Source organism: Epilithonimonas sp. (assembly GCF_036780765.1).
In the GTDB taxonomy this organism is placed as follows: Bacteria; Bacteroidota; Bacteroidia; order Flavobacteriales; family Weeksellaceae; genus Epilithonimonas.
In genome coordinates, this window is the sequence record NZ_DAIQCG010000002.1 from 348,481 (window position 1) to 363,632 (window position 15,152).

Annotated in this window: 13 protein-coding genes and 2 tRNA genes (1 of these 15 running past the window's edge); 10 read left to right on the forward strand and 5 right to left on the reverse strand. The window is 33.4% G+C overall.

What is annotated here, in order from left to right; genetic code table 11:
- Nucleotides 1-99: 99 nt before the first annotated feature.
- The 3 genes from V7P73_RS05005 to V7P73_RS05015 all read left to right on the forward strand — a co-directional run bounded on the left by V7P73_RS05005 (nucleotide 100) and on the right by V7P73_RS05015 (nucleotide 3,114).
- Nucleotides 100-173, forward strand: a tRNA-Arg gene (locus tag V7P73_RS05005).
- 248 nt (nucleotides 174-421) lie between these two features.
- Nucleotides 422-1,069 (forward strand): monofunctional biosynthetic peptidoglycan transglycosylase, encoded by a 648-nt coding sequence (gene mtgA, locus V7P73_RS05010; RefSeq protein ID WP_333851839.1) that lies wholly within the window; start codon nucleotides 422-424, stop codon nucleotides 1,067-1,069.
- 17 nt (nucleotides 1,070-1,086) lie between these two features.
- Entirely contained in the window at nucleotides 1,087-3,114 is a 2,028-nt protein-coding gene (locus V7P73_RS05015; protein WP_333851840.1) for a recombinase, read from the forward strand.
- Here V7P73_RS05015 and V7P73_RS05020 read toward each other — a convergent pair.
- Nucleotides 3,092-3,388 (reverse strand): hypothetical protein, encoded by a 297-nt coding sequence (locus tag V7P73_RS05020; RefSeq protein ID WP_333851841.1) that lies wholly within the window; start codon nucleotides 3,386-3,388, stop codon nucleotides 3,092-3,094. The two genes, V7P73_RS05015 and V7P73_RS05020, sit on opposite strands and share 23 nt — an antisense overlap.
- A 129-nt stretch (nucleotides 3,389-3,517) precedes the next feature.
- On the opposite strand from V7P73_RS05020, the gene ychF reads away from it, so the two are divergent.
- The 7 genes from ychF to V7P73_RS05055 all read left to right on the forward strand — a co-directional run bounded on the left by ychF (nucleotide 3,518) and on the right by V7P73_RS05055 (nucleotide 12,358).
- Nucleotides 3,518-4,609, forward strand: a complete 1,092-nt coding sequence (gene ychF / locus V7P73_RS05025) for a redox-regulated ATPase YchF (protein ID WP_333851842.1) — start codon at nucleotides 3,518-3,520, stop codon at nucleotides 4,607-4,609.
- 137 nt (nucleotides 4,610-4,746) lie between these two features.
- Nucleotides 4,747-5,649: a hypothetical protein gene (locus V7P73_RS05030; RefSeq protein WP_333851843.1), complete on the forward strand. Its 903-nt coding sequence runs from the start codon at nucleotides 4,747-4,749 to the stop codon at nucleotides 5,647-5,649.
- Nucleotides 5,650-5,739: 90 nt separating this feature from the next.
- A complete protein-coding gene (locus V7P73_RS05035; protein WP_333851844.1) occupies nucleotides 5,740-6,543 on the forward strand; it encodes a T9SS-dependent choice-of-anchor J family protein in 804 nt (267 codons plus the stop codon).
- A 146-nt stretch (nucleotides 6,544-6,689) separates the two neighbouring features.
- Entirely contained in the window at nucleotides 6,690-8,585 is a 1,896-nt protein-coding gene (locus V7P73_RS05040) for a DNA topoisomerase IV subunit B (protein ID WP_333851845.1), read from the forward strand.
- Nucleotides 8,585-9,091: a hypothetical protein gene (locus V7P73_RS05045; RefSeq protein WP_333851846.1), complete on the forward strand. Its 507-nt coding sequence runs from the start codon at nucleotides 8,585-8,587 to the stop codon at nucleotides 9,089-9,091. Before V7P73_RS05040 ends, V7P73_RS05045 begins: the two co-directional genes overlap by 1 nt.
- Entirely contained in the window at nucleotides 9,091-11,667 is a 2,577-nt protein-coding gene (locus V7P73_RS05050) for a DNA gyrase/topoisomerase IV subunit A (RefSeq protein WP_333851847.1), read from the forward strand. Before V7P73_RS05045 ends, V7P73_RS05050 begins: the two co-directional genes overlap by 1 nt.
- Nucleotides 11,668-11,686: 19 nt before the next feature.
- On the forward strand, nucleotides 11,687-12,358 hold the full coding sequence (locus tag V7P73_RS05055; RefSeq protein ID WP_333851848.1) for a rhomboid family intramembrane serine protease: 672 nt from the start codon (nucleotides 11,687-11,689) through the stop codon (nucleotides 12,356-12,358).
- A gap of 213 nt (nucleotides 12,359-12,571) precedes the next feature.
- Here the strand turns inward: V7P73_RS05055 and prmC are convergent, their stop codons facing one another.
- From prmC to V7P73_RS05075, 4 genes are all read right to left on the reverse strand, one after another.
- Nucleotides 12,572-13,438, reverse strand: coding sequence for a peptide chain release factor N(5)-glutamine methyltransferase (gene prmC, locus V7P73_RS05060; protein ID WP_333851849.1), 867 nt, complete (start codon nucleotides 13,436-13,438; stop codon nucleotides 12,572-12,574).
- 120 nt (nucleotides 13,439-13,558) lie between these two features.
- Nucleotides 13,559-14,320: a peroxide stress protein YaaA gene (yaaA, locus tag V7P73_RS05065; RefSeq protein ID WP_333851850.1), complete on the reverse strand. Its 762-nt coding sequence runs from the start codon at nucleotides 14,318-14,320 to the stop codon at nucleotides 13,559-13,561.
- An 86-nt stretch (nucleotides 14,321-14,406) separates the two neighbouring features.
- Nucleotides 14,407-15,018, reverse strand: a complete 612-nt coding sequence (locus V7P73_RS05070; RefSeq protein WP_333851851.1) for an L-threonylcarbamoyladenylate synthase — start codon at nucleotides 15,016-15,018, stop codon at nucleotides 14,407-14,409.
- A gap of 107 nt (nucleotides 15,019-15,125) precedes the next feature.
- Nucleotides 15,126-15,152: transfer RNA gene (locus V7P73_RS05075), tRNA-Met, on the reverse strand (it continues 149 nt past the right edge of the window).

The window sequence follows — 15,152 nt, forward strand, 5'->3', positions numbered from 1 at the left end:
CATCGCGCCTGGTTTGGGACCAGGAGGTCGCAGGTTCGAATCCTGCCGCCCCGACTTTTTTTCAGAAATTCCTTCGGGAATTTTTTATTTTCACTTCTAGGGTGCGTAGCTCAGCTGGATAGAGCATCTGCCTTCTAAGCAGACGGTCAAAGGTTCGAATCCTTTCGCGCTCACTTTAAAACTCACAATCTTCATTGGTTATGAGTTTTTTTATGCACCAAATCTAAAATTTCTATTTGTTTTTTATGATTTTCTATTTTTCTTTATTGTGATCATTATTTCTGTTTTATGTAAGGTTTTAGATTTCAGCTTTCAAATAGCATTGTTGTATTCGGTTTTAGTTTTAATTCATTTTTAAATTAAATTTTGAGTTGATAAAAAATAATTTTGTTTTATTTTCGCTGAAAATTACTTTTTTATAATGTGGAAGTTTGTCAAGAAATTATTTTTTATTCTAATCATAGCGAATGTCCTATTCGTGATTTTCGGCATATTCTTTAATCCACCAATTACATTGACCCAATTAGGAGGTCTTGTAAAATACGGAAAGTTACAGCGCGATTATATTTCTTATGAAGATATGGGAAGTAATATCAAAAAAGCTGTAATTGCTTCAGAAGATCAATTGTTCTTTAAACATAATGGTTTCGATTATAAACAAATCGAAAAGGCTATGAAAAAAAATGATAAGAAAGGAGAGGTTGTAAGAGGAGGAAGTACGATTTCCCAACAGACAGCAAAAAATGTTTTTCTTTGGCAGGGCAGAAGTTGGTTTAGAAAAGGGCTGGAAGCAATTTATACATTCATCATAGAAAAAATTTGGGGTAAAGATATTATTCTTGAAAGATATCTCAATTCGATTGAAATGGGTCAAGGTGTTTTCGGCATTGAGGCGGCATCTCAGTATTATTACAACAAACCAGCAAAGGATTTAACCAAAAGTCAAGCAGCTTGGATTGCAGCTGTTTTGCCAAATCCCAAAAAATACGATCCTAAAAATCCTAGTCCATATCTCAACAAAAAACATAACTGGATTATGCGCCAAATGAACAATATTGTTCTGAAATAATTACTTTTGTAGTAATTATGGCAACTAGATTACTCAATAAAGACAGTTTCAGCACTATTCTGAAAAATCATTTTAGCGAAAGAAACGAGACGGTGTCTTTACAACCTTTATCGGAAATTATCTCAAGTCTTAAAAGAGAAGACCTTGATGTCTTCACGGCTTATTTGAAAGATAATGGTGTGATTAAAGAAAATCTGAGCTATTATATATATAACGTTTTTAAAGATAGACCGTTCAATCTTTCTTTAACCGAAGCAGATATTCTTTCTGAAAATGCTTTTTATCCGGAGTTCAAAAAGAGGATTCTTAATAAAGTCTTGCCATCTATAGAGAATGAAAAAACCATTTGGTATTTGGTTGATAATGTTCTGGTAACGCCTAAAAAAGACCTTCAGTTTTTCCAGAATTCTCCGGAAGATAAAATGGATGAACTTTTTCAATTATTAAAAATTGATAAGTTTATTAATAATGGTCACGTCAAAAAAGAACTTCTTTTTTCAATTAATATTCTGGCTTGGCGGGTTATTGGAAATGCCATGGATGTTGAGGTGATGAAAATGGTGCCCGAATATAGAAATTTTGATAATCCATTTTTAGCTTTACAAAATGAGTTGGACCTGCTGAATGCAAAGTTCAAAGAAAGTCCAAATTTTCAACTGACTTCTTCAGACGAAATTTATAAGCAAACCAAAATCTACCTTGAGCAATGTCTTGATTTTGTAACTATGGCGTTCAAAAACTCCTCAAAGTATGGGATTTCCAGCAAGACCAATCAATCATTACTAAAGATCAGGCAGCAACTCAAAAGAATGTCTGATATTATTAAATTGTTTGTTGTTGATGATGAAAAAGATTATTTAATCAATTCAAAACAGCTCTTTTTTAATATTATCAAATACAAATCTCATAAGAATAATCTTCGGGATTTGGTTTCTGATAGTACGAGATTAATGTCGCATCTCATTACAAATCACACTGCTGAAACTGGAACACATTATATTACGTCCACTTTCAAAGCCTACATTAAAATGTTTTGGAAGGCTTCCGGAGGTGGAGTTGTTGTCGGGGCACTTTGTGTTCTGAAAATGCTTTACAGTTATGTTCCAGCCAGTGATTTTGCACACGCATTTTTGTTTTCTATGAACTATGCAATGGGATTTGTGATGATTTATCTGATGCATTTTACTTTGGCAACCAAACAACCCGCAATGACAGCAGCAACGATGGCGAAAGTTCTTTCAGAAGCCGATAAAAAAAATACTTATGTGGAATTTGCACACTTGGTTTCTCAGCTATTCAGGTCTCAGTTTATCGCATTTGTCGGGAATGTTCTATTGTCATTTCCTATTTCATTAATAATCGTTTATGGATTAGAAATTCTTTTTAAGCAAAATTTTGCTTTCGAAAAATCTTCGAGATTGCTTCACGATCTTAATCCGTTTGATTCTAAAGCAATTTTACATGCCTGTATTGCAGGTGTTTTTCTGTTTATTTCGGGTGTCATTTCCGGTAATATTAGTAACAATTCGGTTTTTTATCAGATTCCGAGAAGGATTGCGAAAAATCCGTTTATCAATTATTTCTTTGGTCAGAATATAGCAAAAAAATTATCAGATTATTATTCTAAAAACTGGGCCGGAATTGTTTCTAATTTCTGGTTTGGTGTTTTTCTGGGAGCGACAGCGCCAATTGGACTTTTCTTAGGCTTGGATTTGGATATCCGTCACATTACTTTTGCCGCTGGAAATTTTGCTTTAGGCTTATATGGAAAAGATTTTGTGGTAAGTTCTTACACGTTTTGGATTTCTTTTGTCACAGTTTTTGTCATCGGATTTTTCAACTTCGCAGTTAGTTTTGGGTTGTCGATGTTGTTGGCGTTCCGAAGCAGAAGGGTAGAAATGAGTGAAGTAAGGGAAATTTTCAAAGAAATTTTTAGATATTTTATCAAAAATCCATTCAGGTTTTTCTTTCCTTTGAGATCCAGATTGGACGAGAAAAGTAAGAGGATGATTCAGGATATTTCTACAAAATCAGAAGGTCATTAATCAAAGATTCGTCTTTTAAAACTTCCTGAAATTTCTTTAGAAAAAATGATTTTCTCATTCGGAAGTCGTTTTTCAAAAGAGGTGATTTTATTCTGATGATTAAAACTTGTTCTTTCAGATTCACGCTGACGATTTCAGAAAAAAGATCGCTGGAAAGGTAATCTTCCAAAAAATCCTTAATCTCAAAAGCTTTCAGTTTATCCTCAAAGCCATAGATTCTGGCGAAAGAATTCACAAGTTCAGAAGATTGATATTCGCGTTTTTTTCTGCTCATAATTAAGATTGTAAAAGTAGAAAATTCAAATTCAAAATAGTATATTTGCGCGCCGAAAGTTTTGGTTTTAATTGATGTTATAAAGCATTGAATTTCAAACCTAAAACTTCAAACTTTAAATTTGATATTATGAAATGTGGAATCGTAGGTCTTCCGAATGTAGGAAAATCAACCCTTTTTAACTGTCTTAGCAACGCAAAAGCACAATCTGCAAACTATCCGTTTTGTACGATTGAGCCTAACTTAGGAACAGTTTCCGTTCCGGATCCAAGACTTTTCGAGTTGGAAAAAATTGTAAACCCTGAGCGTGTTTTGCCTGCTGTTGTAGAGATTGTAGATATTGCTGGTTTGGTAAAAGGAGCTAGTAAAGGTGAGGGTTTGGGGAATCAGTTCTTAGCAAATATCCGTGAGTGTGAAGCGATTATCCACGTTTTGAGATGTTTTGATAATGGAAATATTATCCACGTAGAGGGTTCTGTAGATCCTTTGAGAGATAAAGAAATCATCGATATAGAATTGCAGTTGAAGGATTTGGAAACTATCGGAAAAGCGGTTGATAAAGCTAAGAAATTCATCAAGTCTGGTAAAAAAGAAGATGTTTTAACTTATGAAACTTTACAAAATCTTCAGAAATTTGTAGAAGATGGAAAAAACGCAAGAGAATTCCCTACAGATGATTTTACAAAATCAATTATTAGTGAAGTTCAGTTATTGACAAATAAACCAGTTCTTTATGTTTGTAATGTAGATGAAAATTCCATCAAAAACGGAAACGATTGGATTGCCAAAATCGAAGAAATGGCTAAAAATGAGGGTGCTGAAGTTGTTGTTTTAGCAGCTCAAATCGAAGCTGATATCAACGAACTGGAAACTTTTGAAGAAAGACAAATGTTCTTGGAAGAATTGGGCTTGGAAGAACCAGGCGTAAACAGATTGATCAGAAAAGCTTATAATCTTTTGAAATTGCAAACGTATTTCACAGCTGGAGTTAAAGAAGTTAGAGCTTGGACTATTGGGCAAGGTTGGACTGCACCGCAAGCTGCAGGTGTAATTCATACTGATTTTGAAAAAGGTTTCATCCGTGCAGAAGTTATTAAATACGATGATTATATGACTTACGGTACAGAAGCGAAGGTGAAAGAAGCTGGGAAACTGTCTGTGGAAGGAAAAGAATATGTTGTGCAGGATGGTGATATTATGCATTTTAGATTTAATGTTTAATAAAGACATTTTAAAATACAAGAACGCTTTCAGAAATGGAAGCGTTTTTTTTATGTATAAATTATTTACATAAAATTTATCCATAGTGACTAATAAAATGTTATCTTTATCTTAAAATAACTTTAAAACAATTAACTATGAAAAAAAATCTATTAATTTTATTATTATTCGCATTCTTTAATGTGTTTTCGCAAGCTTATACGCCTCTTTTGCAAGAGGGAAATAAATGGTATGTCAGTTTTATTGATAGTAATTATGACCAATGTTTGTATATAAGTGGAAGAAGTAATTATGTTTATAAAATTGACGGAGAAACAATTATAAACGGTAAAACCTATAAAAAGATAATTTGTGATTTTGAATCTGGACCGCATTATATAAGATTTTGCGGAGACAATTTACAAGGGAATCTAGCAGCGCTTTTAAGAGAAGATATTAATGAAAGAAAAGTTTATCGTTACTATCCAAATTCAAATACTGAGACTGTTCTGTATGATTTTTCTGTAAAAGTAAATGATGCTTTTCCAACTAATGGATTTGATACATACTTTTTAAATAATGGAGCGCCAAAAATATCTGCTATAGGTTACGGAACAGTTTTCAATACCGAAGTTAAATATTTTGGAATAGATGGTTTGAGTGGAGGGACTAATGTAGTATATGAAGGAATAGGAAATAAAAGTGGATTATTAGAACTTCCTTTTTATGTAGGAATTTCTTATGGAAATTTGCTGAATTGTTTTGAAAATACTGCTGGACAATCTTGCAACAGCCAACTTGTATTAGGAACTTCAGAAAATTCTACAGAGAAAAACTTAACCTTGTATTATTCTAAAGAAAATCAGGATTTCAAAGTCTTAGGAAATCCATCACAAGACTATAAAGTAGGCTTTTACGAGGCTACAGGTCGATTAATAGAAGAACGTAATGCAAAAGGAAAGCAAAGCTTTTCTGTGAAAAATATTATCAAAAATAAAATTCTTTTTTATACAATTACTAGTCAGGGTAAATCTTGGAAAGGAAAAATAATTATTGATTAATTCTAATTAGTAGAAAATATTAATATACGCTTTAAAACCTGAAGCGTTTTTTTTATTTGTACTTTAGCAAGAATTTAAAAATAAAAAATTATGGTTAAAAAATTACTATTGGCTTCTTTCTTAATGTCTAGTTTGGCAATATCTGCTCAAAACGTTATTTTCAGTGAAGATTTTGAAACAGAAGCAGGAAGAAATGCTTGGATCAACACAGATCGTGACGGTGATGGACAAAAATGGGAGTTCGATAACAGTTCCGTAGATGCTTTCACGGGATATTATGCTACATCGTGGTCTTGGTATTTTGAAACTTTCACACCAGATAATACGTTTACAAGTCCGGTAATCTCTTTGCCAAGTGATTCTAATAATGGGAAGCAACTGAGTTTGAAATTTGATGTTGGGGCTTTTGATGATGAAGTTTTTCAAGAGCATTATGCGGTCTATGTGATTCCTGCAAATTCTACATTTACTGGAAATGAAACGCCAGTTTTTGAGGAAACTTTGGATGCAGGATATATGGATGAAGCGAAGCACGTGATAATAGATGTTACAGATTTCGCAGGTCAGGATGTTCAAGTTGTTTTCAGACATTACAATTGCACAGATCTTTTAGTTTTAATCATCGATAATGTAAAGGTGGTAGAAGAAGATATATTAGCAGTTTCAGATTTAAACAAAACTAATCTTCAGGTTTATCCAAATCCAACATTTGATTTTGTGAAAATCAAAGGTGTGGAAAATATTGAAAAAATCAGAATTTTTGATATGAATGGAAAAATGGTTTTGGAAAATCAAGCTTCTGAAGCAGACATCAGAAACCTTCCAACTGGACAATATATTCTGAATGTTCATACGAAATCAGAAATTCTTTCTAAGAAAATTATCAAAAAATAAATTTCAGACGCTTTCAGAAATGAGAGCGTTTTTTTATAAATAATTTTATCATAATCTAATAAAATTAATCCACAAAACTTTCAAATTAAAATCCATTTCGTTAAATTTGTGAGTTACCGATTTTCCACAAAGCCAATTACTATTTTATGAGCGAACTTAACCCTGCAAATTATTCCGAAGACAATATCCGAACGCTTGAGCCAAGAGAACACGTAAGGTTGAGACCTGGGATGTACATTGGTAAATTAGGAGATGGATCATCTGTTGATGACGGTATTTATATTTTGCTCAAAGAGGTTCTGGATAACTCTATCGATGAGTTTAGAATGAAAGCTGGGAAAAGAATTGATGTGAAGATCAAGGAAGGTAGTGTCATCGTACGTGATTACGGTCGAGGAATTCCTTTGGGGAAAATTGTGGACGTAGTTTCCATAATGAATACAGGTGGGAAATATGACGATGGCGCTTTCAAAAAATCAATTGGACTGAATGGTGTTGGTACAAAAGCGGTGAACTTTTTGTCCACTTATTTCAAAGTAAAATCTGTTCGAGAAGGCAAAACCAGAGTCGCAGAATTCAGAGAAGGAAAATTAGATATTTTACACGACGAAGCTGAAACTTCTGATAGAAATGGTACCGAGATTACGTTTGTTCCGGATGAAAGTATTTTTATAAATTACAAATTCAGGAATGAGTATGTAGAAAAAATGCTACGTAATTACACTTATCTTAATTTAGGTCTGAAAATTTATTTTAACGGAGAAGTGTACGAGTCTCAAAATGGCTTGAAAGATTTGTTAGAAGAAGAAATTGATGGAGAAATTGTTTATCCAATTATTCATATCAAAGATGAAGATATGGAAGTGGCAATCACACATTCCGACAAATCACAGTCTGAAACTTATTTTTCTTTTGTTAATGGACAATACACTTCGCAAGGTGGTACACATTTGAATGCTTTTAAAGAAGCATATGTGAAGACCATTCGGGAGTTTTTCAATAAAAATTTTGAGGCGATTGATATTAGAAAAGCCATTATTGGTGCTGTTTATATCAACGTTGGTAATCCTGTCTTCGAATCCCAAACCAAAACAAAATTGGGGTCAGCAACGATGGGTCAGGATAGAGATGGAAAGGAATTGGAAACTATTAAGACATTCGTTATCAATTATCTTAAAAATAAACTGGATAATTACCTTCATAAAAATCCTGAAACTGCAGAAGCAATTCTCAAAAAAATAATGATCTCGGAAAGAGAAAGAAAAGAACTTTCCGGAATTCAGAAACTCGCTAGAGAAAGAGCGAAAAAAGTATCGCTTCACAATAAAAAACTGAGAGATTGCAGACATCATTATAACGATCAGAAAGCATCCAGAAAATCCGAAACAATGATTTTCATTACCGAGGGAGATTCGGCTTCTGGTTCTATTACCAAGTCCAGAGATGTAGAAACACAGGCTGTTTTCTCTTTGAAAGGTAAGCCATTGAACTGTTATGGATTGACGAAAAAAGTGGTTTATGAGAATGAGGAGTTCAACCTTTTACAAGCGGCGCTTAATATCGAAGAAAGCCTTGAAGATTTAAGATATAACCACGTAATTATTGCTACAGATGCCGATGTCGATGGGATGCACATCAGATTGTTGATGATCACATTCTTTCTTCAGTTTTTTCCTGATTTGATAAAGAATGGACATTTGTACATTTTACAAACCCCACTTTTTCGGGTTAGAAATAAGAAAGAAACAAGATATTGTTACTCAGATTCTGAAAGATTGATAGCTTTGGATGAATTAGGCAAAAATCCGGAAATTACTCGATTCAAAGGTCTAGGAGAAATTTCACCGGATGAGTTCAAACACTTTATTGGAAAAGATATTAGATTAGAACCTGTCGTTCTTGGCAAAGATCAAACTATTGATCAACTTCTAGAATTTTATATGGGGAAAAATACACCTGATCGACAATTGTTCATTTTGGATAATTTGGTGATAGAAGACGACACAAATATTGATAAGAAGAAAAATTTAGAATCTGCATAATGCGACTTAGTAATAGAAATAAACACGCCTATTATAGCTTCATCTACTCATTCGTTGGGATAATTTTTATTTTGGGAATTATAGCTTATGTTTTGGAAATCAACAGGTTTGATATTTTCGAAAAAAAAGCTTGGGTTTTATTAGCCACTCCTTGCTTACTATTTTTATTACTTTATCTATTCGGCAGACCTATTTTTGAATATGATAGTGATGGTGAGGCACTCAATTTTAGAAATAGTCATATTCTCTATCTTTTGGCTAAAAAAAATGCAAAAGATGAATTTCCAAAATACAAATTAATAAAATATAATATTGTTAATGCTTTTATTTTCAAGAGATTATATATTTATATCAGCAGTAAGAAAAATCATATTACCATTTTAAAATATGATATCAACTATCTCAGCAAAAAGCAAATAAAAGATTTGAAATTTTCTTTAAATAAAGTAGTAAAGACCAATAGTGAAATTGGAGACGAAAAGGAAGATAATACAGTTGCAGTTTAATGGAAGAAAGTACACATCACGAAGAGAGCCTGAAAAAAGTTTCGGGACTGTATAAAGATTGGTTTTTAGATTATGCATCCTATGTAATTCTTGATAGAGCAATTCCTTCTATTTTTGATGGTTTGAAGCCGGTTCAGCGCAGGATTATGCATTCTATGCGAGAGTTGGAAGATGGTCGTTACAACAAGGTGGCAAATATTGTCGGGAATACGATGAAATATCATCCGCACGGAGATGCTTCTATTACCGAGGCCATGGTTCAGATTGGTCAAAAAGAATTATTGATTGATACGCAAGGAAACTGGGGAAATATCTATACAGGTGATTCTGCTGCCGCTGCAAGATATATCGAAGCGAGATTAACACCATTTGCTTTGGATGTAGTTTTTAACCCCAAAACAACGTATTGGACAAAATCTTATGATGGTAGAAATAATGAACCAATTGATCTTCCAGTAAAATTTCCGTTGCTTTTAGCTCAAGGTGTTGAGGGAATTGGTGTAGGACTTTCTACGAAAATAATGCCTCATAATTTTAATGAGCTGATTAATGCATCTGTTCTTTATCTAAAAGGAAAGAAGTTTGAATTATATCCAGATTTCTTAACTGCAGGAATGTTGGATGTTTCCAATTATAATGATGGTCACAGAGGTGGGAAAATCAGAGCTAGGGCCAGGATTTCTCAGAAAGAAAAACATTTGCTGACCATTACAGAATTACCTTTTTCGAAGAATACAAGTGATCTTATTGATAGTATTCTTAAAGCCAATGAAAGAGGTAAAATTAAGATTAAAAAAATTGAAGATAATACGTCCGATGTTGTCGAGATTAATATTCATCTTCATCCGGATGTTTCGCCAGATAAAACGATTGATGCTCTTTACGCTTTCACAGATTGTGAAGTTCCAATCTCTCCGAATGCCTGCGTCATTGTTGGTGATAAGCCAATGTTCTTGTCGGTTTCTGATATTCTGAAGCACAACACAGATCATACAGTTGCTTTGCTTAAAAAAGAATTGGAGATCGAGCTTCACGAGTTACAGGAAAGCTGGCATTTTTCTTCACTGGAAAGGATTTTTATCGAGAATAGAATTTACCACGATATTGAAGAAGTCAAATCTTGGGAAGATGTCATCAAAACAATTGATGAAGGATTGAAGCCTCACACAAAACATCTTCTGAGAGCGGTAACAGAAGAAGATATTGTAAAATTAACAGAAATCCGAATCAAGAGAATTTCTCGTTTTGATTTGGATAAATTTAAAGAAAACATTCTCGCATTAGAAGGCAAGATAGAGCAAGTGAAACATCATTTGGCGAATTTGATTACCTATGCGATAGACTATTATACGAATATCCAGAAAAAGTACGGAAAAGGAAAAGAAAGAAGAACAGAGCTTAGAATTTTCGATACAATTGATGCGAGTAAAGTAGCTGTAGCCAACGAAAAACTGTATGTCAATCGGGAAGAAGGTTTCATTGGAACCTCGCTCAAAAAAGACGAGTATTTGTTTGATTGTTCTGATATTGATGATATTATCACATTCCAAAAAGATGGAACGATGAAAGTTGTAAAAGTTGAAGGCAAAACTTTCATCGGTAAAAATATCGTTCACGTTGCAATCTGGAAAAAGAATGACAAACGCACAGTTTACAATTCCATTTACCGTGAAGGTCGAGAAGGTCCTTATTATATGAAACGTTTCTCGGTGACAGGTGTTACCAGAAATACAGATTATAAATTAGCTTCAGATAAAAAATATTCAGAAATGCTCTATTTCTCAGCCAATCCAAATGGAGAAGCCGAAGTTGTTTCTGTTTTATTAAAACCAAATGCAAGAGTCAGAAAAAACAAAATTGATATCGATTTTTCGGATGTTCTGATAAAAGGTCGAGATTCCAAAGGAAATTTGGTCACCAAATATGCAGTCAAGAAAGTCGATTTGAAAGAAGAAGGTGTTTCCACTTTAGCACCTAGAAAAATTTGGTTTGATGATTCTGTACGTCGTTTGAATGCGGATGGAAGAGGAAGTTTGCTCGGAAGTTTCAAAGGGGATGACAAGATTTTGACGATCAATTCTCAAGGCGAAACCAAATTAGTTTCTTTCGATTTGATGAACCGTTTTGATGATGATTATCTGATTCTCGAAAAATGGAAACCGGAACAGCCAATTACCTGTATCTATTTCGATGGCGAGAAAGATAAATATTTCGTTAAACGTTTCCTTTTGGAAAATACCAGCAATGTTCAATCCTTCTTTAGTCATGAGCATCCAAAATCATTTTTGGAATTTGTAACCACAGAAGTTGGGGCGACTGCAGAGTTGATTTATCCAACAATCAAAGGCAAACAAAAAGAATCCGAAACCATAAATTTGGATGAATTTATTGCGGTGAAAGGAATCAAAGCGATTGGAAATCAACTCGCTAAAGATAAAGTCAAAAACATTAATATAACAATTCCAGAACCACCAGAAATCATCGAAGAAGAACCAGAAATCGAAGAAAAAATCGTTGAAGATTTAGACGATGACGGCGGAACCATCGGAAGTCTTTTCGAAGAAGAAGAAAATTAATTAAAATCAAAAATTAAAAATGAACTTCATTTTACTCCTCATAATTGTAATCACTTGTGTGACAAGTTACATCGGGTTCCAAAACCCCGAATTATTCCAGAAATATAAATTCGAAGTTAGCGCAATCCAAAGAAGGAAAGAGTATATCAGACTGCTGTCTTCCGGCTTTCTCCACGCAGATTTTCTGCATTTGTTTTTCAATATGTACACCTTGTATATTTTTGCACCTATAGTATTGATTCCTGTTGATTATTACCAAGATGGGCTGGGCGGATTTGGAGTAGGCGGATTTTTAGCAATTTATCTGGGTTCCATTATTTTAGGTAATTTATTTTGTCTTTATCACTACAAAAATGTACCGTTTTATTCAGCAATTGGAGCTAGTGGAGGCGTTTCTGGGATTCTATTTGCAGCTGTAGCTTTAGCTCCCAGAGAAATTGAAATTTGGTTTATTCCAGGCTTTTTGTTTGGGGCTTTGTATTTCGGATATTCCGTTTATATGATGCTGAATCCTAGACAAAACGATAACATCGGTCACGCTGCGCATCTTGGTGGCGCATTTTTCGGATTGGTTTACGCCGTAATTGCTTATCCAGAATTAGCGCAGCAAAATGCTTTATATATAGGAATTATGGCTTTGCCGTTGATATATTTATCTTACGAGATTTTCATCAAAAAAAGAATAGGCTAAAATTTTAGAAGCATCACATTTTCAGTTTTGTTAGAACTTTTCTAACCCGCTGTCCGCTATATCTTTTTTTACAAAAAAGGATGCCGCTACCATCGGGGCTATGTTGAGGTTTTTCCCTTCTTCCACCGATTTTAAAATCTCATTAAATCTTTTCTGAACGTGAACTTAACAATATAGGATTAAAAAAATCTTTGTGAATTTTGTGTTCAAAATTTATTTTCTCACAAAAATCATTCTGTCATTTCCAGAAATATCTTTTAAAAGAACAGACTCAGAGAATTTCTGAAATAATTCCAAAGTTTCAAGTCCCAATTTCTGATTAATTTCCAGAAAAATCATTCCATTTTCAGAAAGACGATTGATAGAATCTTCTGCAATTTTTCTATAGAAAATCAAAGCATCAGAAGTAGGAGAGAAGAGTGCGATATTGGGTTCAAAACCTTTTACAGAGTCTTCAATTTCAATATTTTCCTCAATCCCAATATAAGGCGGATTACTAATGATAATGTCATAAACTTCTTTGTTAGTCTGAGCGTAGGCGAGGACTTCATTCAGATAATCTTTTTGGATAAAGTTGATTTCCGTTTTGTGAAAGTTGGCGTTTCTTTGAGCAATTTCCAAAGCATCTTCAGAAATATCAATAGCTGAAACTTCCGCTTCTGGAAAATATTTTTTTAAAACAATTGGAATAATTCCGCTTCCAGTTCCAATATCCAATATTTTCAAACCTTCAACCTTCAACCTTGAATCTTTAATATTTTGAATTGCTATTTCCAGCAATTCTTCCGTTTCTGGTCTTGGAATCAAAACGTGCTCATTGACAAAAAATTTCATTCCATAAAATTCAGTTTCGCCAATAATTTGTTGAAAAGGTTTTCCCCTTTTTAATTCGGAAATGACTTCTGAAAATTTATAAGCATCATTTTCAGATAAATTTTTATCAAGATTTTGTCTTAGTTCTATTTTATTCAGTTCAAGAAAATGTTCACAAAAAATAGAAAACAATTTCTCAATCTCAGATTTGGAATAGAGTTCGGAAAGTTCGTTTTGTAAAACGGTTTTGATTTCAGAAAGTTTCATAATGAAATTTGACGCAAAGTCGCAAAAAATAATTGATTAACAAAACTACAAAGTCGCAAACCAACTTTGCGACTTTTGAAATATTATAAAATTTATCTTGCGCCTTTGCGATTAAAAAATTTATCTTGTAAAAACCAGATGGTTGTCAGTCGATAATTTCTCGTCCAAAAGATAATTCTCGTAATTGAAAGCTTTCAATTCATCCAAAGTCTGAACATTATTTTCAGCACAAAAACGAAGCATCAATCCTCGAGCGTGTTTCGTGTAAACAACAATTGTTTTCAGCTTTCCATCTGGCTGAATTTGTCTGAAATCAAAATCAATAACCTGACCTTTCAGCTTTTTACGATTGATAACTTTAACATACTCGTTACTTGCCAGATTGATGATGTATTCTCCTTTTTTGATTTCAGAGTTTAAATAATCTGTCAATTTATCAGTCCAGAATTCGTACAGATTTTTATAAGAATCGAATTGGAAAGGTCTTCCCATTTCCAAACGATACAACATTATTTTATCAGAAGGTTTTAAAAGTCCATAAAGTCCGGATAAGATTCTGTAGTTCTTTTCAAGATATTTTACGGCTTTTTCATCCAAAGTTTTAGCATCCAATCCACGATAAACTTCGCCAGTGAAGGCAAACATTGCTGGTGCTGAATTTTTAGATGTCGGTTTTGAAGTCCATTTTTGGTTTCGTTCCCAATTTTCGTCTGCCAGTTTTGGAGAGATTTCCATTAACTCAGAAAGATATTTTGGAGACTTTTCTTTCAAAAAAGAATGAATAAATTCTGAATCTTTGATGAATTTTGGTGTTGTGTTTTTTAAAAATTCTGTAGAATTCTCTACATTCATTAGTTTGGCAGGCGATGTTAAAAATTTCATGTTTTGGCTTTTGTTTGATAGTTGTTTGTTGATGGTTTACTGTTAGTTTTTGTTGAATTCTATCAACTATTAACCAACAACTATAACTAAATTTTTCCTTTCCCTTGTCGGATAATCTTAGGTTCTCCAGAAGTTAAATCTACAATTGTTGAAGCTACATTGTCACCATATCCGGAATCAATTACCAAGTCAACCAATTTATCATATTTCTCAGCAATCAATTCTGGGTCTGTAGAATATTCCAAAATTTCATCATCATCACGAATAGAGGTAGAAACAATAGGATGTCCCAGTTTTTCAACAATCATTTGCGGAACAATATGGTCAGGAACTCTTATACCTACAGTTTTATGACCTTTATAAGCAGTCGGAAGGTTTCTGTTGGCTTCCAAAATAAATGTAAATGCGCCGGGAAGATGGGTTTTCAAAAATCGGAACGTTGAGGTTTCTATCGGTTTTGTGAATTCTGAAAGATGACTCAAATCATTACAAATGATTGAAAACTTTTGCTTGTCAATCTTGATTCCTTTTATTTGAGCAAGTCTTTCCATTGCTTTGTGATTATAAATGTCGCAACCGATCGTGTAAATCGTGTCCGAAGGATAAATGATAACGCCACCGTTTTGAAGGACTTTTACGGCTTCGTCTATCAAATTTTCTTGCGGATTTTGCGGGTATATTTTTAAGATTTTTGCCATAGCTAAATGTATTAATTATTGAAGAGCGTTCTTACCAATTCATTATCAAAAATTGTGAAAAAGTAAACAACATAAAAAAGAGAATCAAAATAATTGATTCTCTTAGTTGGTTGCGAGGACACGACTCGAACGTG